General features: G+C 62.7%; 14 protein-coding genes. 8 read left to right on the top strand and 6 right to left on the bottom strand.

The features are described 5' to 3' along the window. Nucleotides 1–92: 92 nt before the first annotated feature. The 5 genes from ACFX4T_RS08830 to ACFX4T_RS08810 form a co-directional block, all read right to left on the bottom strand. Nucleotides 93–6,251, bottom strand: a complete 6,159-nt coding sequence (locus ACFX4T_RS08830) for an Ig-like domain-containing protein (protein WP_377651497.1) — start codon at nt 6,249–6,251, stop codon at nt 93–95. A 471-nt stretch (nt 6,252–6,722) separates the two neighbouring features. After that, on the bottom strand, nt 6,723–7,901 hold the full coding sequence (locus tag ACFX4T_RS08825) for an adenylate/guanylate cyclase domain-containing protein (RefSeq protein ID WP_216925409.1): 1,179 nt from the start codon (nt 7,899–7,901) through the stop codon (nt 6,723–6,725). Next, a complete protein-coding gene (locus tag ACFX4T_RS08820; protein ID WP_377651496.1) occupies nt 7,891–8,505 on the bottom strand; it encodes a PH domain-containing protein in 615 nt (204 codons plus the stop codon). Before ACFX4T_RS08820 ends, ACFX4T_RS08825 begins: the two co-directional genes overlap by 11 nt. Then, nucleotides 8,498–9,448, bottom strand: a complete 951-nt coding sequence (locus ACFX4T_RS08815; RefSeq protein WP_377651495.1) for a biotin--[acetyl-CoA-carboxylase] ligase — start codon at nt 9,446–9,448, stop codon at nt 8,498–8,500. The genes ACFX4T_RS08820 and ACFX4T_RS08815 overlap by 8 nt, the downstream gene beginning before the upstream one ends. A gap of 56 nt (nt 9,449–9,504) precedes the next feature. Beyond that, entirely contained in the window at nt 9,505–10,413 is a 909-nt protein-coding gene (locus ACFX4T_RS08810) for an NAD(P)-dependent oxidoreductase (RefSeq protein ID WP_223948455.1), read from the bottom strand. Nucleotides 10,414–10,629: 216 nt separating this feature from the next. On the opposite strand from ACFX4T_RS08810, the gene ACFX4T_RS08805 reads away from it, so the two are divergent. From ACFX4T_RS08805 to ACFX4T_RS08775, 7 genes are all read left to right on the top strand, one after another. Further along, the gene (locus tag ACFX4T_RS08805) at nt 10,630–12,213 is read left to right on the top strand and encodes an acyl-CoA carboxylase subunit beta (protein WP_377651494.1); all 1,584 of its coding nucleotides are present in this window, start codon (nt 10,630–10,632) and stop codon (nt 12,211–12,213) included. Continuing rightward, nucleotides 12,210–12,464, top strand: coding sequence for an acyl-CoA carboxylase epsilon subunit (locus tag ACFX4T_RS08800; protein WP_377651493.1), 255 nt, complete (start codon nt 12,210–12,212; stop codon nt 12,462–12,464). The genes ACFX4T_RS08805 and ACFX4T_RS08800 overlap by 4 nt, the downstream gene beginning before the upstream one ends. Before the next feature lie 75 nt (nt 12,465–12,539). Continuing rightward, on the top strand, nt 12,540–14,222 hold the full coding sequence (locus ACFX4T_RS08795; protein ID WP_216925414.1) for a DUF885 domain-containing protein: 1,683 nt from the start codon (nt 12,540–12,542) through the stop codon (nt 14,220–14,222). 195 nt (nt 14,223–14,417) lie between these two features. After that, nucleotides 14,418–15,851, top strand: coding sequence for a dicarboxylate/amino acid:cation symporter (locus ACFX4T_RS08790; RefSeq protein WP_377651492.1), 1,434 nt, complete (start codon nt 14,418–14,420; stop codon nt 15,849–15,851). A 92-nt stretch (nt 15,852–15,943) separates the two neighbouring features. Continuing rightward, a complete protein-coding gene (locus tag ACFX4T_RS08785; RefSeq protein ID WP_216925416.1) occupies nt 15,944–16,393 on the top strand; it encodes a YbjQ family protein in 450 nt (149 codons plus the stop codon). Between the two features lie 210 nt (nt 16,394–16,603). After that, nucleotides 16,604–17,311: a TetR/AcrR family transcriptional regulator gene (locus tag ACFX4T_RS08780; protein ID WP_377651491.1), complete on the top strand. Its 708-nt coding sequence runs from the start codon at nt 16,604–16,606 to the stop codon at nt 17,309–17,311. A 1-nt stretch (nt 17,312) separates the two neighbouring features. Further along, nucleotides 17,313–19,838, top strand: coding sequence for an MMPL family transporter (locus ACFX4T_RS08775; RefSeq protein ID WP_377651490.1), 2,526 nt, complete (start codon nt 17,313–17,315; stop codon nt 19,836–19,838). 258 nt (nt 19,839–20,096) lie between these two features. Here ACFX4T_RS08775 and ACFX4T_RS08770 read toward each other — a convergent pair whose 3' ends face one another. Then, the gene (locus ACFX4T_RS08770) at nt 20,097–20,762 is read right to left on the bottom strand and encodes an HAD family hydrolase (protein WP_377651489.1); all 666 of its coding nucleotides are present in this window, start codon (nt 20,760–20,762) and stop codon (nt 20,097–20,099) included. 110 nt (nt 20,763–20,872) lie between these two features. On the opposite strand from ACFX4T_RS08770, the gene ACFX4T_RS08765 reads away from it, so the two are divergent. After that, nucleotides 20,873–21,535, top strand: coding sequence for a Maf family protein (locus ACFX4T_RS08765; RefSeq protein ID WP_377651488.1), 663 nt, complete (start codon nt 20,873–20,875; stop codon nt 21,533–21,535). Nucleotides 21,536–21,581 lie beyond the last annotated feature (46 nt).

Here is a 21,581-nt window from a genome sequence, read left to right as displayed (position 1 = left end):
AACCCGAGATTGGACTCTCCATTGGCTTTGACAGCCTATGGCCTTCCCCGGGGGCGCGGCGATGGGGAGAACTCCCCTCGCGTGGACGGCGGCTAGCATTGCGGCGCGCCTACCCGGCCAGGCTCACCCACTGTGGTGTGGAAGGAGATGATGTAGCGGCCCACGTTCCTGTCCGAACCGTCCTCGATCCTCCACCAGGTGAACATTTGGTCGGACTGGTCGCCTTGGACGATGTAGCACTTCACCACCATCTTCTGCCCGGGGTATTCCCACGGCGGCAGGTTGGCATTCACGCCATCGCAGTCAAAGTAGGGCGTAGGCCGGTAGTTGTCTCCGCCCAACGTGTAGGTGCAGGAACGCTGAACCACCGAGGTGTTCAGAACGCCCTCCCAGACGCCCTGCCGGCCCGATGTGGCACTTGCGCTGACCTGCGGCCCTGGCGTCCCCAGGGAATTGAACGTCTGGACATAAATGGTGCGGGTTTGCTCCCAGCCGCCGGTATTGATCGTCCTGCTTCCGGAAGCCGCAACCGTTTCCCAGGCACCGTTGTCGATCCTGATCTTTGTGGTCTTGACGTCGTTGCTGGACGGCGGGGGCGAGGCCCAGTTAAGCGTTACGGACTGGTTGTTCAGCTCACCGTTCGTTCCAGATGCAGAAGGCGTGCCCGGGGATCCATACGGCGTAGCCGTTGCAGGGGCACTCGCATCCGAGCTGGGCGCCACCGAGGAATGTGCGGTGATGGTGACGCTGCTTGCCTGGCCGTTGGCGAAGCCGCCCACGGTCTGGCCCGGCTGGATAGCCCCTGACTGGCCGGTACTCGCCGTATAGGTGTAGCTGACTTCATTCGCGCTTGAGCCGTTGCGTTGCGCAGCCGTCAACGGGTTGAAGTTGATGGTGAGCTGGGTGCCTGCTCCCCCTGTGTTGGCGGGTGTGGCGCTGACATTTCCTACGGTTCCGAGCTTGCCCGTGGCGCGGCGCGGTGCTGACGCGGCACTGACTCCGCCCTTGCCCGCTTTATTCTCGGCCTGCACGGTGAACGTGTAACCTGCCTCGGAGTTGCTGGCGGTGAAGGTGGCACTGCGCACGTTGCCGGGTACGGTTTGTGACTGCGCTGCTCCGCCACCACCACTCATCGTGACGTAGTAGTTCTTGATGGGATCGCCGTTGATGTCCGGTTCAGACCAATCGGCGCGGAGCTGGTTCTGCGTGCCAACAGAAGATACGACGGCGGTGCTGGGCGCCGCCGGGGCGCCGGGCAGCCCGGCTGGGTGGTCTTCCGAGGAGTACAGGCTCCAGTCGGAAGGGCCGAGTTCGTTGACAGCCTGCGCGCGGACTTTGTACTTCACGCCGTTGGTCAGGCCCGGCCACGTGTAGCTCAGCCCGGTGACCTCGTTCTTGACCGCAATGCCGCTGGCTGGTGGCGGTGAGATCTCCAGGTTGTAATGCTTCACCGGTGACCCCTCGGTCTTCGCTGGGGTCCAGGTGATGGCCAGGTTCTTGTCCCCAGCCTTGACCGACGGCGCATCCGGTGGCGAGGGCTTCTCGTCCGGGCGGATCTCGTTGGATGGAACGGAGGCGGCAGAATCGCCCACCTCGTTGGTAGCAAAGACCGTAAAGACGTACTTGACGTTGTTAGTCAGGCCGGAGAGCGTGCATGTGGTGGTGGGGCACTCCTGCTGGAACCCGGCTGCCTTGACCGTGTATTTGGTGATGGCTGCGCCATTGTCCGACGGCGGCGCCCACTTGAGCACGGCCGTGCGGCTCCGAACGTCGGTCGCCACCGGGGCAGATGGAGCGTCTGGCTTGTCGCGGACCGTGATTCGTACGCGTCCAATGGCCTGCCGGCTGGGGTCCCCGGTCTTATCCTTCACCGTGTAGCGGACCACCAACACGCCCTTGAACCCGTCCGCGGGCGTTACCGTGATCGAGTCGCCGGAGATGGCGGGCTGACCGGAGCTGGAACCTGTTTCCACCACCGCTCCCACGATGGTCAGTGGTGATTCATTGAAGGGGTTGAAATCGTTCCCCAGCACGTTGATGGTCTCCGACCGCCCGGCGTCGGCCTTATCCACCACATCATCACTGGCTGCCGGGAGTGGACGGTTTGAGGAAACCACCGTCACTGTCACAGCAGCCCTGACGGGCTCGGACCGGCCGTCGGTGACCTTGAGCGGGAAGGTACCACGGGCCCCGGGGTTGCTGGACGGGCCCGGGGTGACTTTGAGGACGGTACCGTCAATCCGGGCGTCGAATCCGCCCGGCTGTTGGCCGTCGAGTTCGAACTTCAATTTGCCTTGGTCCTGTGCGTCCACATCCTTGGCGAGATTGGCGAGGTCAAGCTCTGTGGCGTCGCCCTTGGGAGCATCGATCGCAGCGCCGCTGAAGGTAGGGGCGTGGTTGGCATTCGGATCCGGGAGTACCCGCGTCATGATGGTGAGGGTGGACTTAAGCCCCTCGGCGTCGTCCGGTCCATTGCCGTCCGTCACTTCGAAGGTCACGGAACCTGGACCAACATACTCCGCTTCGGCGGCATACCGCAGTGCCGTCCCGTCGCCCGCGATCACGTTCAGCGGATCTCCGCCCAGGACCTGGATCTTGTCCGCCACGCTGATGCGTGGCGTCCGGCCTTCCCTTACCTTGACGTATTCCTGGAGCGCCAACGTGAGCTCATCCCCGGCGGTGACTTCCACGACGTCGGTCTTGGCGAGGGTCGGGTACTGAAGGCCTTGGCCGGGAACCCACATCACCGCGGTTGCCGTCTGGCCGTCGATATCGGTGACGGTATAGGGAATCAGCTGATCCTGCGGGGCCAACGTCACCACCACATTTCCAGCGGTACCCACGCGGGCGTTCGGGTTTCCGTCAGGAAGGGAGATCTTCAGGTCTTCGGCTACGCCATCGGGATCGGAATCGTTCTTCAGGACGGGTACGTCTACAGCGGTCTTCCCAAGTGTCTCGGCCAGGGTGACGTGATCGTCCTGTGCCAGCGGCAGGTGCAGGTCCGCCGTCGGGCTTGTTTGAACCCGGATAACAGCGCTGGCTTCTGCCTTCTTGTCATCCTGGATCTGGTAACTGATGCTTTCGTTTCCGGCCACACCGGGCGCCGTGAGAACTACCTTCCCCGCAACTGCTTCTACCTGCAGCCCAGGATTCGCTTCGAACGCGGACGCCAAGCCGATGGGATCGCCGTCGGGATCTGAATCGTTCTTGAGCGCATTCACTGCAACCCGGCGTCCGGGGCGGACGTCAATGGCGTCGTCAACGGCGATCGGCTTCTGGTTATCCACGTCAGCCGGGGCAATGCCCACGATCACCGTGCCAGTGTTTTCTGCCCCGATTCGGTCCTTCACGCGGTAGCTGAAAGTGTCCGTTCCGGAAGACTTGCCGCCGGCCGTGAACTCCAGGTATCCGTCCCGCAGGATAGCTGTCCCCATCGTCGGGGCTTTGTCGATCCCGATGAGCTGGACAGAGTCGCCGTCGGAGTCGATGCCGTCCAGCGCAACAGGGATCTTCACGGTCATGCCCGCCACAACGCGGGCCGTGAGGTTCCGCGGCTCCGGTCGGCTATTCGTGGCATCGTCCCGGGCACGAATTCGGATGGTGACCTGCTGGGAGTCCGTTTGGCCGGAGGCGTTGCTGACCTTGTAAATCGCATAGACCGTCTTGGGCTCGTCCCCCGCGATAAAGCGGAGCGTGTTTCCGGCCACGAACATGCGGCCGTCTGCTTCGTCCGGCCGCTGGGCCAGGGCAGGGTCCAGGTCGAGTTCGCCACCGTTGGGATCCGTGTCGTTCTCCAGGACGGGGATCGTTACGATGTCACCCGCCCGGACCGTCACTTCGTCGGGCTTCGCCTGCGGAGCCTGCAGCTTAGTGGGCGCCGGAACCACCTGGACCGAGATGTCACCCGTCGCCGAAGCTTTGCCATTGGAAATCGTGTATGTCAGGGACAGTTGCCCTTCCGCCCGGATGTCACTGATCTTGACCACCGAGTGGTCAAGGACGGCCACACTCACCGGCAACCCATCAGCCGCCGTCACCGACTGCACTACCAGGACGCCGCCTGCGGGATCCGAGTCGTTGCCGAGGACGTCAACCACTGTGCTCCCGCCGCTGGGCAGGAGGGCGATATCGCGCACGGCTACCGGCGCGCCGTCGCTGTTTCCGGAGACGACGTCGATGCGCACCAACTGCTGGGCACTCGCCGGTCCGTTGGTCACCATATACGTGACGTAATGGGGTCCGACCGCGCCGGAATTGAAGGTGAACGTTTGCTGGTCCGGCCCGACCACCGCCGTCGATTGGCCGTCGGGCTGCGCCTGGGCAAGCCGAAGCGCGCCGCCTTGGGGGTCCGTGTCGTTCTTCAATGGGGCGATCACCGTGTCCTGGCCCGCCACAGCGACCACGTGGTCCGCATTCGCGATGGGTGGCAAGGCTCCCGGAGCGCGCACATCCACGCTGATCTGGCCCTCCGTGGTGAGAGTGCCATCCGAGACTTTGACGTTGAGGGTCTTTCGGCCGGGCCCCGCACCTGAGTCCTGGAAGGTGAGCAGGCCGTCCGGCCTGACCCGGACCTGGTCAGCGGGGTCGCTGCTGGAGGCAGCAACGGCGAAGATGTCGTCGCCGTCGGGGTCCGTCCAATCAGTGAGGACAAACTGGCTGGCGATCTTGCCCGACTGAACAACCAGCGCGTTGTTGCGGTTCGGCTTGGGTTGGGGCGCCCTGTTTTCCTCAGGAGGGACGATTCGGAGGTCTACATCAGCAGCTCCCGATCCACCGCGGCCATCGTCCACCGAATACTTGAATGTTTCCGAACCGGAAGCTCCGGCCGGCACGGCAATCTGGAAGCCGGTGCCACCATAGACGGCTGACAACGCTCCTGACTTCAGCGGCTCCCCCACTCCGACCGTCAGGACGTCGCCGTCCGCATCGGCATCGTTGTCCAGGACCGGAAGGATGGTGGTCTTTCCTGCCCGGACACCGTACGAGTCCGGCTTGGCGATAGGTGGCGTGTTGGGTTTGCTGCGGTCCGGGAGAACCGTCTGCTGGACCTCGTCCGCAGAGTCCTTGTCGGCGTCGTCCGAGGTCTGCTGCGGCGGAATGACGTCATCCCAGTTATTCACCAGCTGCATGTTCTGGTTGACCATCCAGACGTTTCCGGAGTTTACGTCGTTCAGCACCACAAGATCACGGTTGACCCGGAAAACGTACGACGGCGATGCGCTCGCCTTGGGGACGTCGGCGCGACGGTTGTCCGCTTCATTGCTGCATTCCCGCACGTATTTGTTGGCCCCGGACCAGGCAGCGTAAGTGCAGGAGCCCAAGTGGACGGGTGCTGCGGGAGTTCCCTGGCCGTCGGCCCCGATCGTTTTGGCTGTTCCGCCATCCAAGGGCTGCAGAAGGAGGGCCTTGGGCGTAGCAATGGCTACGAAGTCAGCTGCTGGACCGCTCTGCTGCAGCTTGGCGTCCCTGGCGTCGTCCAAGTGCACCTTGTTTCCGCCGGGCAAGACAATGTCGCCCGTGGCCTGGTTGAGGACGATCGCCTGGTCGCCCACCGCGGCAAGCTGGATTTCGCCGTCGGCCTTCAGGGTGTCATCGGTCCGCACATGCGATTCGATTGCGTTGCCATCGGCGTCTACCTTCGTGGCAGTAAGCTTCCCTGCTTTCGGATCCAAAGTGTGGATGGTGTCGTCCACACCCACCACCGAGGCGATACCCGCGGACTGCTCAAGCAGGGGCTGGGATTCATCGCTGAAGCCCCCGATGGACGTTGGCGAGACAGCCCAGACTTTGCCCTTGGAGGGATCTGTGACCGCCAATACCTTGGTGCCGAAGCTGACTTCCGCCGCGCCAGGCAGCTTCTGGTCTCCACCGAGGCGCATGTTCGCAGCACTGACCGGGTTAATGCTGGCTCCGCTGGCGTCGTCGATGAAAATGTCGCTGGCCTGCTGGAGAATCTCGAAGTCAGTGCTGGCCGGGGTGACCGCACCGTCCAACGACTTCGACGGGTAGTTGAGCCGGCCTGCCGCGTTCTTGGATTTACTGACCACCCAAACGCCGCCGTCGTTGAGGTCTACGTCAGTGGTTTTGAAGCCTGGATAAAGGATGGCGCTGGTGACAACCACAGCTGCGGCGGCGAGGAACGTTGCCGTGCTCAGACCCTTTGGCCGGCTGAATGGGCGCCTGTTGGAACTGCCCGGTTTTTTGGAACGCGTTTTGGAACGGCCCTTGCCGGACACATCAGGCAGAGCCATTCACATTCCCCCACTATGCGGCGACGGGCAGACCCTGTCGCCATACGAGCACGAACCAACCCCAAGACTACCCGTTTTGTCCATCGATTTGCGGAGATGTGACGGGTGGCCTCAGCCCCATCCCTCTCTCACATCCCCACCGCTTTCCCCCATCCCTCTCTCACAGGGCGCCGAGGAGATCGAGGTGAAGGAAGGCCGGCTGAAATCTGACTTCGCAAGCATCGGTAACGTCAACGGCCCGGCACCGTGGGATCAAGCCAACGAGGGGTTCATTTTCCGGCTTAGCCGCGCCATGGAACGCCTGGCCGTCCCCGGTGCAATGAGCCGCTACGAGTCGTCTAATTGGCTCCCGCGCTCAAAAATTGCTTGGCCGCCCAAACAGGACCCATGGCGATGTGAGAGAACGATCCCCAAAAACCCTCAGGATGTGAGAGAAAAACACCCAAAAACCCGCAGGATGTGAGAGAGCGTTTAGTCCAGCACCAAGCCCTTGCCGCGGCCGCGGGCCAGCATCACGGGGTGGATCTCGCCGAAACCACGGACATTCTCGGACTTTTGCGGGACCAGCACGAAGCGTTCGTCCTGTCCGAGTGCGGCGGCGGTCATCGCATCAACCAGCACCGTCCCGGGCTGGGCCAGGGTGGTCAGCCGCGCAGCAAGGTTCACGGTGGGGCCATAGATGTCGCCAAGCCGGGACAGGATGCGACCCCACACCATGGACACGCGTGCCTGGGGCAGGATTTCGTCTTCCGTGAAGGCTTGTGCCAGTGCGAGGGAAATCTCAGCGCCCGCCGCCGGGGTCTCGGCAATATAGAGAACTTCGTCGCCCACGGTCTTCACCAGGCGGCCGCCGCCCACCGAGATGATCTCGGCGCATTTGTTCTCGAAGCGCTGGACCATTTGGGCCAGCGTTTTCTCGTTCATGCGCCGGGAGAGGCTTGTGTAGGAGACGAGATCGGCGAACCCTACGGCACGGGCCAAAGGCAAGGGGGAATCGTCTTCGTCCCCTTCGCGTCCCTCTTCGCTCGCCTGCAAGCCCGCCTCGGCACGCACGGCAAGCCGCTGGACACCGGCATTGAGTTGACGACGATACGAGTAGACCAGGATCTCTTCCAGGGAATCCACCAGCGCCGGCAGCTGACCCACCAGCTGTTTGCGGGCCACGGCATCGGGAATTCCCTGCTCCTGGACCATGTCTTCAACGAGTGCTTCGATCTGCCAAACCACCATGCGGTCCGTCATCTGGCCGATCGATCGGGTAACGGATATCGCGGCTTCCTCGGTGAGGATCCCGGCACGGACGAGGTCAAGAATTGTGGACAATGCTGCTTGGTCACGTTCGGTGAAAGCGACGTCGTCGTCGCCGAAATTGGGGAAGCCCAAAGCCCTCCACAACTTCCGCGCGGAAAGAATGGAGACACCGGCACCTGCAGCAACTTCACGACGGCGGAGCTTGCGTTCGCCGCCAAGCAACCTCGCCTCAAGCGCTTTGATGGCCAGGCGTTCTGCGGACATCACGCCGGTCGGCGGGCCAATGGTCACAGGCGCCTGGACGGGCGCTGGTTCCGTGTCCTCATCCACTGAAGGTTCGGGTACGGCGTCGAATTCCTCGTCCAGGTCCTCGCCGGACTGCTGATCCTCAACGCTCATCTCTTCCACCTTCTCTCAGTTCCCACGGCAACCCATCAGAGTCCGACAGGACTTCACCCTCAAAAATCCCACCGTTGGCCTCTAAAGTTCCACCACTGGGCAGTTCATCCATGGCGTCAAGAATGTAGCCCCTGAATTTTCCGACCTCCGGCACGTCCGTCAAGACAGCTTCGCCAGAGGGCCCGGTATCCAAGGATATATTCCCGGAGTGCAATGTCCGCTGCAGCAGGTTCTGATGGACCCCCACGCTGCGGACGGCCAGCAATGACACTTGCCAGTCGCTGCGGCGAAACATTCCATACTTGGCAATTATCCGGCGGCTCGTCAGGATGAACCTGACTGAACGCCATTTCAACAGCCTCTTGAGGCTGTAAGCCACCAACACGAGCCCTGCAACGGCCATACAAGCGCCGACAAGCCATGGCGTCCATTCCGCTGTAATGAATGGGGCGAGGCGCTGTGGATTTCCTTTGCTGATCCACGCGCACGCGTAGGCTGCCAGGGCAGGAACCACGATGAAGACCAGCGTTGGCAAGAACAGCGAGCGGGGCTGCTGCCGCGTGATGGTGATGACCTGCTCCCCCGGAAGCAACTCTTTACGCATAACCGCTTTCCGTGGCGCGCAAATGGACCACATCACCAGCTGTCACAACGTGTTCCCGGCCGCCGTGGTCCACCACCAGGAGCGAGCCGTGCTCGTCCAAGCGTGAGGCGTGGCCCACCAGTTCGTGATCACCGGGCAGGTGCGCGCGCACCTCGCGTCCCAAGGTGACCATTGCCGACTCAACGCGCTTATGCAGCGAGGGCCCGCCTCCCAACCCTGCCGCGGGATCGCCTTCTGAGTTGCAAAAGCTGCGGTAAAGCCGGGTGAAGCGTGAAAGATAGCTCTTCAGCAGGGCGGTGCGGTCCGTCGTCGTGGCCCCTTCCAAGGCCAGGGACGTTGCGGTTGGTACCGGCAATTCATCCTGCTTCAGCGACACATTGAGGCCGACGCCGAGGATCACGGCAGGGACCGATCCGTCACCTAGTGGCGTCATCTGGGCCAGGATTCCGGCGACCTTGCGTCCATTAACCAGGACGTCGTTGGGCCACTTGATTTCTGCCGTAACACCAGCCGTTTCCTGCAAAGCTTCGCGCAGGGCAACGGCGGCAAGCAGTGAGAGCCACGAGTAGGTCTGGGTCGGCACGGGCATGCCTTCGGCTGTGACGGGACGCAGCACCATTGACACTGAAACGGCAGAGCGCTCCGGCGATTCCCAGTGCCGGTCCAGCCGTCCGCGTGCCGCCGTCTGGTGTTCGGCGGTCAACACGGCAAGATCAGCCCATTTTTTAGGCTCCACGGTTACGGCCCTCACGAGGTCCTGGTTGGTGGACCCCGTGGACTCGACAATATTCATTTGGGAAATACCGGTTGCCGACAGGAAATCAGGCTCGAGCAGCGCCTCACGATCCAGCGCCTCACGGTTCAATGCCTCACGGTCCCGTGAGGGCCGGTCTTCCCCGGGCGTGGGGCGGGGTTCGCTGCTGGCAGGCTGTTCGGCATCCATAGCTGAATCCTATCCAGTTGCGGCCCGCAGAACTTGCCCGAAACATGGGAATCCGCTTAGAGGAAGATGTCTGGCACCAGACGGTCCTCGGGTGCGCCAAGGCTGTATGGCGCAAAGTCCTTCACGCCAGCAGCGCTGAGGACTTCTTCGTCAGTGTAGAAGTTCCCCGAACCCGAGACGCCGTCGGCAAGGTTGGCGCCAGTCAGCACTGCGTGCGCAGCGTCGGCCATGATCTCCGGTCCGCGGGCGGCCTTCACCATCTGCTGCCCACCAGGCATGTTCCGGATCGCCGCGGTATCGATCAGTGTGCAAGGCCAGAGCGAGTTGACCGACACGGCGTCGTCCTTAAGCTCTTCGGCGAGTCCCAGGGTGGTGAGGCTCATTCCGTACTTGGCCATGGTGTAGGCCAGATGCATCCCGGCCCATTTTGGATCGAGGTTCAGCGGTGGAGACAGCGTGAGAATGTGCCCGTTCCCGGATTCCCGCAGTGCCGGAAGCGCCAACTTGGAGAGCAGGAAGGTTCCACGGACGTTGATGTCCTGCATGAGATCGTAGCGCTTCATGTCAATCGCGTCCGTGCGCGAGAGGTCGATGGCTGACGCGTTGTTGATGACGACGTCGATTCCCCCAAAGCGCTCGACGGCGGCACTCACGGCTGCGGCGACGTCGTCGTCATTGCGGACATCGCCCACGAGGGGAAGCGCCTGGCCACCTGCGGCGACGAGTTGGTCGGCAGCGGTGTAGACAGTCCCCTCAAGTTTCGGATGGGGTTCGCCCGTCTTGGCCATCAGTACGATATTGGCACCGTCGCGGGCCGCACGCGTGGCGATGGCCAATCCGATGCCACGGCTGCCACCGGACATGATGATGGTGCGGCCCTTGAGCGAACCGCTGGCTGCATAAGGGGTGCTGCCCTTCGGCATAGTCTCTTCGGAAGCCGGGGAAGCATCGTTGCTTGGAGTCATGGAGACACTCTAACCCAAGTATGTTACTCACGGGTAACATACTGGTAGCTTTGGCTTGGGCGCTGAAAATTGTAGGGTTTCTACAGCGGTTCGCGGCAATGGCGTCACTAGACTGGCCAGCGGGGCCTTTTCTTTGTACGGAAGCTACTTAAGTCAGCTACTTGTTTGCACCAGAACTGCGCCAGCGAAAATCAGCTACAGAGCCGGAGACACTTGATGAGCCACGATCTGACAACGACAGCGGGAAAGATTGCAGACTTCCGCGACCGCCAGGCCCGTGCAGAGCAGCCTTCCGGCCCGGAAGCGATCGAAAAGCAACACGCACGCGGTAAGAACACTGCCCGCGAACGCATTGACCTCCTGGTCGATCCCGAATCATTCGTTGAGTTCGACGCCCTCGCCGTCCACCGCTCCACAGCCTTCGGCATGGAGAAAAAGAAGCCCCTGGGCGACGGTGTCGTCTCCGGTTACGGCACTGTAGACGGGCGTCTCGTGGCCATCTACAGTCAGGACTTCAGCGTCTACGGCGGCTCTTTGAGCCAGGTCAACGGCGAGAAGATCGTCAAGGTCCAGGAATTCGCCCTCCGCAATGGCTGCCCGGTAGTGGGCATCAACGACGGCGGTGGTGCGCGCATCCAGGAAGGCGTGGCTTCCCTTGCCATGTTCGCGGATATCTTCCGCAACAACGTCCATGCGTCAGGTGTAGTCCCCCAGATCTCGCTCATCATGGGCCCATGCGCCGGCGGCGCTGCCTACTCCCCCGCCCTGACCGACTACGTGGTCATGGTGGACAAGACTTCGCACATGTTCATCACCGGCCCTGATGTCATCAAGACCGTCACGGGCGAGGACGTTGATATGGAAACGTTGGGTGGTGCCCGCCAGCACAACGCCACCACTGGAACGTCCACGTACCTTGCCTCCGACGAAGCCGACGCCATCGAATTCGTCCGCGAACTCCTGGATTTCCTGCCTTCCAACAACCTCTCAGAGGCCCCGGTTGTAGAACACGACCAGGAATTGGAACTCGACGACGACGACCTCGCCTTGGATGGACTGATCCCGGATTCGGCCAATCAGCCGTACGACATGCGCAAGGTTATTGAGCAGATCGTGGACGACGCCCACTTCCTTGAGTTGCAGTCGCTTTACGCCCCCAACGTGATCATTGGCTACGGGCGGGTCGAAGGCCACACAGTGGGCATCGTCGCCAACCAGCCCATGCAGTTCGCAGGCACCCTGGACATCTCCGCCTCCGAGAAGGCCGCCCGGTTCGTCCGGCACTGCGACGCTTTCAACATCCCTATCATCACGTTGGTGGATGTGCCCGGTTTCCTCCCCGGCAAGGACCAGGAATTCCAGGGAATCATCCGTCGAGGCGCCAAACTCCTGTATGCCTACGCTGAGGCCACTGTGCCGAAGCTCACCGTCATCACCCGCAAGGCCTACGGCGGGGCTTACATCGTGATGGGCTCCAAGAAGCTGGGCGCGGACCTGAACCTCGCGTGGCCCACGGCCCAGATCGGTGTCATGGGCGCCCAGGGCGCAGTGAACATCCTTTACCGTCGCGATCTCGCAGCGGTTGCCGAGGCCGGCGGCGACGTCGAGGCCAAGCGTGCCGAGATCATCCAGGGCTACGAGGAAGAACTCCTCAACCCCTACCAGGCAGCTCAGCTGGGCTACGTCGACGCCGTCATCGCGCCCTCCGACACCCGCCTCCAAATAATCCGCGGCCTGCGAGCCCTCCGCGACAAGCGGGCTAGCCTGCCCACCAAGAAGCACGGGAACATCCCGCTGTGAGCCCGGCAAAGCATCGGGCAGATGAAACCTCCACAGCGGCAACGCCCGAGCCTGCTGCGCCGATGTTCTCAGTGGTCAAGGGAGAACCCACCGCGGAAGAACTCGCGGCGCTTGCCGCCGTCGTCGCCTCCGTGGGAGTACCCCAGACGCCGGCGCCTACAAAGCCGAACGTTCGTCATTGGGTGCGTCGCCAGCAACTCCGCCTGGACCCCACACCGGGTCCGGGCGCGTGGAAGCGCAGCCGCGGATAGCTTCGCTTCTCCCGGTGGCGGGAAGAAAGTGCAACAACCCTTTCACGTGAGCCGACTCACGGTTAGGCTCTGTGGGTGACTACTGCAAACACGCCTGCACGACCCAAGACCGCCATCGATTCCGTTGCTGACGCGTACACGGAAAAGCTGATCGAACTCAATCCCAGCTTCGCCACCACGTTGGGGTTGCCGGGGCACGAAACCGAATATCAGGACTACTCGCCTGCGGGTGCCGAGGCCCATGCGCAGGCCGCCCGGCAGGCGTTGGAATCGTTGGCGGCGTTGGAGCCGACCGACGAATCCGACGTCGTCACCCTGGACGCAATGCGCGAGCGGCTCGGCCTGGAACTGGAGATCCATGAAACCGGCTGGGATGCTGCCGACCTCAACAACATCGCCTCGCCCGCGCAGGATATCCGCGCCATTTTCGACCTCATGCCAACGGACACCGCGGAGCAGTGGGAGCACATCGCCGGCCGCGCCGCCAATGTTCCCGGCGCCATCGAGGGCTACATTTCCTCCCTTCGTGCCGCAAAGGACACCGGCAAAGTAGCCGCCGCCCGTCAGGTCCGGATCGTCATCGAACAGACCGCCCGCTACGCCGCCGAGGATGGCTTCTTCGCCAAGATGGCGGCCGGAGCCACGCTGGCCGGTTCGCCGCTTCCGGCAGACCTGCAGACCAAGCTCGACGCCGGAGCCTCAGCTGCGCGATCAGCCTACGAATCGTTGGGAACTTTCCTCCAGGACGAGCTACTCCCCGTTGCCCCGGAAAAGGACGCGGTGGGCCGGGAACGGTATGCCCTGGCCTCCCGGTCGTTCCTGGGCGCGGCCGTTGACCTCGAGGAGACCTACGCTTGGGGCGTCCAGGAGCTGGAGCGGCTCATCAGCGAACAGGAAAAGGTAGCCGCGCAGATCAAGCCCGGCGCCAGCATTGAAGAAGCCAAAAGCATCCTCAACAACGATCCGGCCCGCCAGATCAAAGGAACGGACGCTCTGAAGGCGTGGATGCAGGAGCTCTCGGACCGCGCCGTATCCGAGCTCGCCGACGTCCATTTCGATATCCCGGACGTCATGAAAACCCTCGAATGCATGATCGCACCCACCGACGAAGGCGGCATCTACTACACCGGCCCGTCCGACGACTTCTCCCGGCCCGGCCGCATGTGGTGGTCCGTTCCCGCCGGCGAAGACACCTTCACCACCTGGTCCGAAACCACCACGGTCTACCACGAAGGCGTGCCCGGCCACCACCTCCAGGTCGCAACCGCCACGTACCGCCGCGAACTCCTCAACAACTGGCGCCGCAACGTCTGCTGGGTCTCCGGACACGGCGAGGGCTGGGCACTCTACGCTGAGCAGCTCATGCTCGAACTTGGCTACCTCAAGGACCCTGGTGACCACATGGGCATGCTGGACGGCCAGCGCATGCGTGCCGCCCGCGTTGTTTTCGACATCGGGGTCCACCTGGAACTACCCGTCCCCGAACGCTGGGGCACCGGAACCTGGACTCCTGAGAAGGGCTTTGACTTCCTCAAATCCAACCTCGACATCAGCGAAGGCCAACTCCATTTCGAATTCACCCGCTACCTCGGCTGGCCCGGACAAGCACCGTCCTACAAGGTGGGCCAGCGGCTCTGGGAGCAGATCCGGGCCGAGCTGGAAACCCGCGAAGGGTTCGACCTGAAGTCCTTCCACAGCAAGGCGCTGAACATCGGTTCGGTGGGCCTGGACGTGCTGAGAAGGGCGTTGCTGGGTTGATCTTTGGTGTGTCCGGAGGACACACATCCTCGGCGTGCTGCTCCTTCGTCGCTTTGACGCACGCTGCCGGATGTCTGTCCTCCGGCTTCCCTACTGAGAGCATCACCACACTCACGTTGGGAATAAGTTGAGAGTCCCGTAACATTTCTAAACGTCCGTTCGCTATGTTATTTGGGGTGCACCTAGCGTGTTCCTGTGAGCACCTCAAACAACATCACTTCAGCGCCTGGAAAGAACGGCTTCCAGCTCCCCAAGTGGGCAGGATCCTTCGGCGTCCAGATCATCGCAGCCCTCCTCATTGGCCTCGTACTCGGTCTCATCGCCAAGTACACCGGCAGCACCAAGACCGCCCCCAATGGCCTCGGTGCAACCCTTCAAACGATTGGTTCCAGCTACGTCTCGTTGCTGCAGACCGCCGTCGTTCCTTTGATCTTCACCGCGGTGGTGAGCTCCATCGCGAACCTTCGCCAGGTCTCCAACGCGGCCCGCCTCGCTTGGAACACGCTGCTTTGGTTCGCCATCACCTCGCTGGTTTCGGTGCTCATCGGCATCGGCCTGGGTGTGCTCCTGCAGCCTGGTGCAGCTACCGGGATCACGCAGAAGGCCGAGTACGCCGGCAAAACCGGTGACTGGTGGGCGTTCCTGATCGGGCTCTTCCCGAAGAACTTCCTCGGACTCGGCGCAAGCTCCACTGTCACCGAAAGCGCCAACGCTGCCACCACGGTCAGCACCTCCGTCAGCTTCAATGTGCTCCAGATCCTCGTGGTCGCGATCGCCGTCGGCATCGCTGCCCTCAAGGTCGGCAAGCAGGCAGAAGCGTTCCTGACCTTCAACGCCTCCGCATTGGCTGTCATCCAGAAGGTCCTTTGGTGGATCATCCGCATCGCTCCACTGGGCACTATCGGCCTGATCGGTAACGCCGTTGCCATCTACGGCTGGGACACCATCGGCTCCCTTGGCAAGTTCACCGCCGCCATCTACATTGGCCTGGCACTGGTGCTCTTCGTCCTCTATCCCGTTCTGGTCCGCGTCCACGGCCTGTCCATCAAGCAGTACTTCTCCGGCGTGTGGCCTGCCGTGCAGTTGGCGTTCGTTTCTCGTTCCTCCATCGGTACGCTGCCGCTCACGCAGCGCGTCGCCGAGCGCAACCTCGGTGTCCCCTCGGGCTACGCTTCCTTTGCCGTGCCGCTGGGCGCCACCACCAAAATGGACGGTTGCGCGGCGATTTACCCTGCCATCGCAGCCATCTTCGTGGCCCAGTTCTTCGGTATCAACCTGGACTTCAGCCAGTACCTGCTGATTGTGCTGGTATCAGTCCTGGGTTCCGCGGCCACGGCAGGCACCACCGGCGCCGTCGTCATGCTCACACTGACCCTGTCCACGCTGGGACTGCCGCTTGCCGGCGTCGGACTCCTGCTGGCCATCGACCCCATCCTGGACATGGGCCGCACGGCCGTCAATGTTGCCGGGCAGGCGCTCATTCCTGCAATCGTCGCCAAGCGCCAGGGCATCCTGGATGAGTCGCTGTACAACGCGCCCCGCAATGGTGCCGCGTTCGCTGACGAGTTTGCCAACGACACGGCTGCTGCCGAGACCGAGGCGCGCGAACTGGCCGCTTCCAAGGCATAGCACCTGCTGGCTTTTCGCGCCGTGCAATCCCTTGGGGACTTCTCCCCCGGGGATTGCGCGGTTTAACGGCGAAAGCTGGATAGGCTCGGAGCATGTTGATCGTCACCTCCAATGAGATACCCGGCCACCGAATCGACGCCGTCTTCGGCGAAGTCATGGGCCTCACTGTCCGTTCCCGCGATATCGGCTCGCAGATGCTTGCAGGTTTCCGTTCCCTCGGTGGCGGCGAGCTGCCCGAAATGACCAGGGCACTCTACGAAAGCCGACAGGAAGTCATGGCCCGCATGGTCAACGAAGCACAGCAGCGCGGCGCCAACGCAATTGTCGCCATGCGCTTCGACACCTCCGAAATGGGGACCAACTGGACGGAAGTCTGCGCCTACGGCACGGCTGTGTACGTCCTGCCTCTCGGAGAGGGAGAGCCCGGCGCCACGGGACAGTCGGTGTACTTGACCAAGAACGCGGGCCAACAGGCCGCCCAGCCGCAGCAGAACACTCCTCCTGCTCCCCCGCAGCAAACCACACCTCCGCACCAGTTCTGAGTCAGCCGGAATACTTAGTCCCCCATCCCGTCCTTGTTCGCAGAACCTGACCTTGAAAGTCGGGACTCGCGAACAAGGACGGGATTCTTGGTTCCAAGCAGAGTCCAACCCCGTGGCCAGACTCCTTGGTCCACGATTTTGCAAAGATCCGAGGGGCACACCCCCGCGGAAATATTGCGCAGAGTGCAAAGTTGCACTTAGTGTAAGTATGTGACTTCAACCAGCAGCGAGCCGAGCCTCGCGGAAGCCGCCGAACCCAGCGGCCCGTCCCGGCGCGAGCTCAACAAAGCAGCAACCCGCGCCTCCATCGCCACGGCAGCACTTGACCTTCTGCGCAGCAACGGCCCCGGCAATTTCACGGTGGAGGACATCACCGCCAGCGCAGGCGTTTCCCGACGGACCTTCTTCAACTACTTCGCGAGCCTCGAGGCTGCCTTGGCGTCCGTGGCCGACGGCTTCATGGATCGTGCCCTCGAGCAATTCCGTCTGAGGCCAGCGGACGAATCGATCCTCGAATCCGCACAGGCCGCGCTGATGGCCCTCGCTGACCCCATGTCCGTGGCACCCATGGCCGAACTTTTCAGCCTCACCCAGGAGAACCGTTCTCTGGCCCGTTCCGAACTCGAAGCATGGGAACACTGCACGGGACAGATTATCGACGCGGCCCGCAGCAGACTTGGACCGGACACCAGCGAGCTTTACCTGCATGCCCTTGCCGGATCCGTCATCTCGTGCGGCAAGGCGGCCATGACGGTCTGGTTCGCCGAGCGCGGCCCCGACCTATCGTCCGAGTCGCTAGCGGTCCTCCGCCAGCACCTCATCGACGCCATGGGCCTGCTGGGAGCCGGCTTCGCGCCGTCGTCGGACATCACTCTTTCAGCGGCAACTGCCGCCCCCTCCTCCACAGATCGGTTCTGACATGGCCTCGTTCCTCTACCGTCTCGGCAAGTTTTCTTACCGCCGCCGCTGGCTGGTCATCTCGCTGTGGCTGGCAGTCCTGGTGGCCGTGGGAGGTTCGGCCGCCGCGTTCCACGGCACCATGTCCAACAACTTCAGCATCCCTGGCACGGAAACGCAGAGGATGGCCGACAAACTCAAGGAAGCCCTGCCCGACGCGTCTGGCGGCTCGGCGAGCGTGGCCTTCGACGCCGGCGACTCCGGTTTTGACCAAGCCAAGAAGAACGCCGTAGCCACTGCGCTCACCAAGCTTGAAGCTATGCCGGACGTGCAGGGAACGGTGAATCCGTTCAGCACGCAGGACCAGTTGGATAAGGCCGCCGGGGAGATTGCCGCTGGCGAAGCGAAGGCTGCCGAAGGCAAAACCCAACTGGACACAGCCCGCGCCCAGCTGGAGGCGGGCGAAGCGCAGCTTGCGGGAGCGGAACAGCAGATGGCGGCCTCAGGCCTCACGCCAGCACAAATCGAGGCCCAACTCGCGCCGCAGCGTGCCGAACTCGCCGCCAACAAAGCAAAGCTCGACGCCGGTGCCAAGGAAGCAGCCGACGGAGCCACGGCATTGGCCTTGGGAAAGCGCCAGCTGGAGTCCTCCCAGGGGATGCGCTTCGTGTCCACTGACAACAAGGCCGCCATCGCCCAGGTCCAATTCAAGACCTCCATCAATGCCGTCGATCCCGCCGTCCGCAAACAAGTTCAGGACATTGTTCAGGGGGTCTCCTCGGCCGGTGTCACGGCTTACGCCAGCAAGGAAATCACCGAGGACGTCTCACAGATCTTCGGAGTCGCGGAGATCGTCGGTGTCGCAGTGGCAGCCCTCGTTCTGATCCTCATGCTCGGCACACTCATCGCAGCCGGCCTGCCCCTCGTCATGGCACTGATTGGCGTGGCTGTCGGCGTCGGCGGAACGTTCGCACTAACTGGCGTGATCAACATGAGCTCCATCTCCCCGATGCTTGCCCTGATGCTTGGGCTTGCAGTCGGCATCGACTACTCCCTGTTCATCGTCAACCGCCACCGCAACCAGCTTCTGGCCGGGATGGACGGCGAGGAATCCGCGGCCCTCGCCACCGGTACGTCAGGCAACGCCGTGCTGTTCGCGGGCCTCACCGTCATCATCGCCCTGGCGGCACTTGTGGTTCCGGGGCTGCCCTTCCTGGCTGTGATGGGTGTTGCCGCCGCGGCGACAGTTGCGGTCGCCGTCGTCGTGGCTTTGACGTTGACGCCCGCCGTTCTTGCTTTGATCGGCCGCAAGCTGATCTCCAAGCGCGCATGGGCCAAGGCCGCCAAGCACATTGCCGAGCCGGGCCACGAAGCCGCGGACCGGGCTTTGGAAGAGAAGCGCAGCAGCAGTGGCTGGGGCGGCTTGGTTACACGGCACCCCTGGCTTTCACTCGTGGCCAGCGTCGTGCTGTTGGGCGCCCTGGCGCTGCCGGCTTCCCAGCTTCGTCTGGCACTTCCCGACGGCGGATCCGAGCCCGTCGATTCGCAAGCCTTCAAAGCCTACGACCTCACACGCAACAGCTTCGGCGAGGGCGTCACGGGGCCGATCGTCGTGGTCGCTGAATTCCCCGAAGGCCTCAGTGAAGCCGATGCCAAGAACAAGCAGTTCGACGTCGCGGACCAGCTACGCGACGTGGAGAACGTCACAGCTGCAGTCCCCGTGGCTTTGAGTGAGGACCGGCGGACTGCCGTCTTCCAAGTCATTCCCAAGGAAGGCCCCGCCAGCGCCAGTACCGTCCAGGTTGTTTCGGATGTCCGGGCCAAGGGCAACCAAATCCGCGAGGACCTCGGCGCGACCATTGGCCTTACCGGTCAGACTGCCGGCAACATCGACGTCTCCGCAAAGCTCGGGGCTGCACTGCCGCCGTACTTGGCGATCGTCGTCGGACTTTCGCTGATCCTGTTGCTGCTCGTCTTCCGGTCGATCGTGGTCCCGCTACTCGCCACCGGTGGTTTCCTTTTGTCGCTGGCTGCCGCATTTGGAGCCGTCGTGGCCGTGTACCAGTGGGGCTGGCTGGGAGCAATCTTCGACGTCGCCAACCCGGGTGCCGTCCTGAGCTTCCTGCCGATCATCCTGATCGGCGTCCTGTTTGGCCTCGCGATGGACTATCAGGTGTTCATAACATCGGGCATGCGGGAGTCCTTTATGCATGGTGAGAACGCCAAACACGCTGTTCGGACCGGCTTCAGCCACGCCGCAGCGGTGGTCACGGCGGCTGCGATCATCATGGTCAGTGTGTTCTCAGGCTTCATTTTCAGTCACCTCACCATGGTCCGGCCGTTGGGCTTCGCGATGGCGTTTGGTGTGCTGATCGATGCGTTCGTGGTCCGCATGACCATCGTTCCCGCCGTCATGTACCTCCTTGGCGAGAAGGCGTGGTGGTTGCCCAAGTGGTTGCAGCGCATCCTGCCGGATGTTGACGTCGAAGGCGCCAAATTGAACCGCAGCGACCGCCCGAAGGCCGGTTCCGAGGAACTGGTCCACTAACGCTCTCTCACCTCCACCCCCGATCTGACCGATCCTCTCTCACCTCCACCACCGATCTGACCGACGCGCTCTCACATCCACCCCCGATCTGACCGATCCTCTCTCACCTCCACCACCGATCTGAGCAACGCTCACTCACATCCACCACCGATCTGAGCAACGCTCACTCACATCCACCACCGATCTGACCGACGTCGGTGCTCAACTTTGGGTGCCGACGTCGGGCATTTCAGCGTGCATGATGAGCAGGTCCGCATCTCACGGGATGAGGTGGTGCCCGGCGTCGCGCTGAATCAGAGCGTTTATAACTTCGGCCGCCGTGTGGCGAGTGAGGGTCGGCGGCGGCACATGGTTGGGCCAGGCCTGCCCGCGGGAGACCCAACCGGTCTTTAACCGCGCCGCGCGGCCGCCGGAGATATCGGCGATCGGATGATCTCCCACCATCCAGCCATCAGTCAGATCGCCACCCAACTCCTGAGCCGCCAGTCGAAAAATCTCAGCATCAGGCTTCTTCATGCCAACGGCCTCGGAAATCACGACGCAATCGACGTAGGGGTCAAGTCCAAGGTGTTCGATCTTCAGTGTCTGCTGCGCCGTGGCCCCATTCGTGACGATGCCGATCCTCCAGCCGGCCTCCCGTGCCTCCCTAAGAGCGATGGGTGTAGGCGGATCCATCGTCATCAGTGCCACATGTTCGTAGAGCAAGATGTCCACTAGGGCTTCGACCCCACGGTCCATGCCAAAACGCTCCTTGAGAGCAAGCGCCAAGGATGCCCTCGGCTCATAACCATCCCGGTCCGCAGTAATGAGCCATGCTGCGTCAGAATCCGGCCTGCCCAGCGAGCGGACGAAATTCCTAGCCCAGCAAGCAAAAGCAGAGGTCCTGTCGACCAGGGTGTTGTCCAAGTCCACAAGCAGCAGCATCCGACCATCGTAGGCGATGTGCGAGAACATCCCCCGAAACCGGCAGGAACTGATAGAGGAACCGCGCCAAACCGGCAGGATGTGAGAGAACGACGTACTAGGCTGGGACGGTGACCCGATTGATCCTTGCCTCGCAATCCCCTGCCCGCACCAAGTTGCTGAAGGAAGCGGGAATCCAGCACGATGTCCTGGTCTCGGACGTGGACGAGGACGCGGTGCAGGCGCACTACGGCGTGACGGATGCACATGACACGGCGCTGCTCCTGGCCCGGGCAAAGGCTGAAGCCGTCGCCGCACTCCCCGAAGCCGAGGGTGCCCTGGTGATCGGCTGCGATTCGGTCTTCGAGTTCGACGGCGAATCCCACGGCAAGCCCTACACGGCGGAGGTCGCCCGCGAGCGGATGCTGCGCATGAGCGGATCCAAGGGAGTGCTCCATACGGGTCACTGGCTGGTGGATTGCCGGGACACCGCCGCCGACGTGGACGAGGATGAGGATGAGCCTGCCGACGGAACAGGAGCGACAGTGGGCTCCGTGTCCAGTGCCGAGGTTCACTTCGTCGAGATGACCACAAACGACATCGACGCCTACATTGCCACCGGAGAACCTTTGCACTGCGCGGGCTCGTTTACCATCGATGGCTTGGGCGGCGCGTTTATCCGCAAGGTGGACGGTGACCCGCACGCCGTCGTCGGTCTTTCCATCTCTACCCTGCGCGAACTGCTGGTCCACGCGAACGTTGGCATCACCGAGCTGTGGGACGCGCACCAGTAGAAGCGATTTGTAGCAACCCTACAAAGGAACATCTCCTCACACACGG

The organism is Paenarthrobacter sp. YIM B13468 (genome assembly GCF_042788025.1).
Taxonomy (GTDB): domain Bacteria; phylum Actinomycetota; class Actinomycetes; order Actinomycetales; family Micrococcaceae; genus Arthrobacter; species Arthrobacter aromaticivorans.
Note: the sequence above shows the minus strand (reverse complement) of the source record. Positions and strands in the feature narration are given on the sequence as shown.

Coding starts and splice junctions, on each gene's coding strand:
- ACFX4T_RS08820 (WP_377651496.1), bottom strand. CDS start 8,505: ATGCGTAAAGAGTTGCTTCCGGGGGAGCAGGTCATCACCATCACGCGG.
- ACFX4T_RS08815 (WP_377651495.1), bottom strand. CDS start 9,448: ATGGATGCCGAACAGCCTGCCAGCAGCGAACCCCGCCCCACGCCCGGG.
- ACFX4T_RS08805 (WP_377651494.1), top strand. CDS start 10,630: ATGAGCCACGATCTGACAACGACAGCGGGAAAGATTGCAGACTTCCGC.
- ACFX4T_RS08775 (WP_377651490.1), top strand. CDS start 17,313: ATGGCCTCGTTCCTCTACCGTCTCGGCAAGTTTTCTTACCGCCGCCGC.
- ACFX4T_RS08770 (WP_377651489.1), bottom strand. CDS start 20,762: ATGCTGCTGCTTGTGGACTTGGACAACACCCTGGTCGACAGGACCTCT.
- ACFX4T_RS08830 (WP_377651497.1), bottom strand. CDS start 6,251: ATGGCTCTGCCTGATGTGTCCGGCAAGGGCCGTTCCAAAACGCGTTCC.
- ACFX4T_RS08810 (WP_223948455.1), bottom strand. CDS start 10,413: ATGACTCCAAGCAACGATGCTTCCCCGGCTTCCGAAGAGACTATGCCG.
- ACFX4T_RS08825 (WP_216925409.1), bottom strand. CDS start 7,901: ATGAGCGTTGAGGATCAGCAGTCCGGCGAGGACCTGGACGAGGAATTC.
- ACFX4T_RS08785 (WP_216925416.1), top strand. CDS start 15,944: ATGTTGATCGTCACCTCCAATGAGATACCCGGCCACCGAATCGACGCC.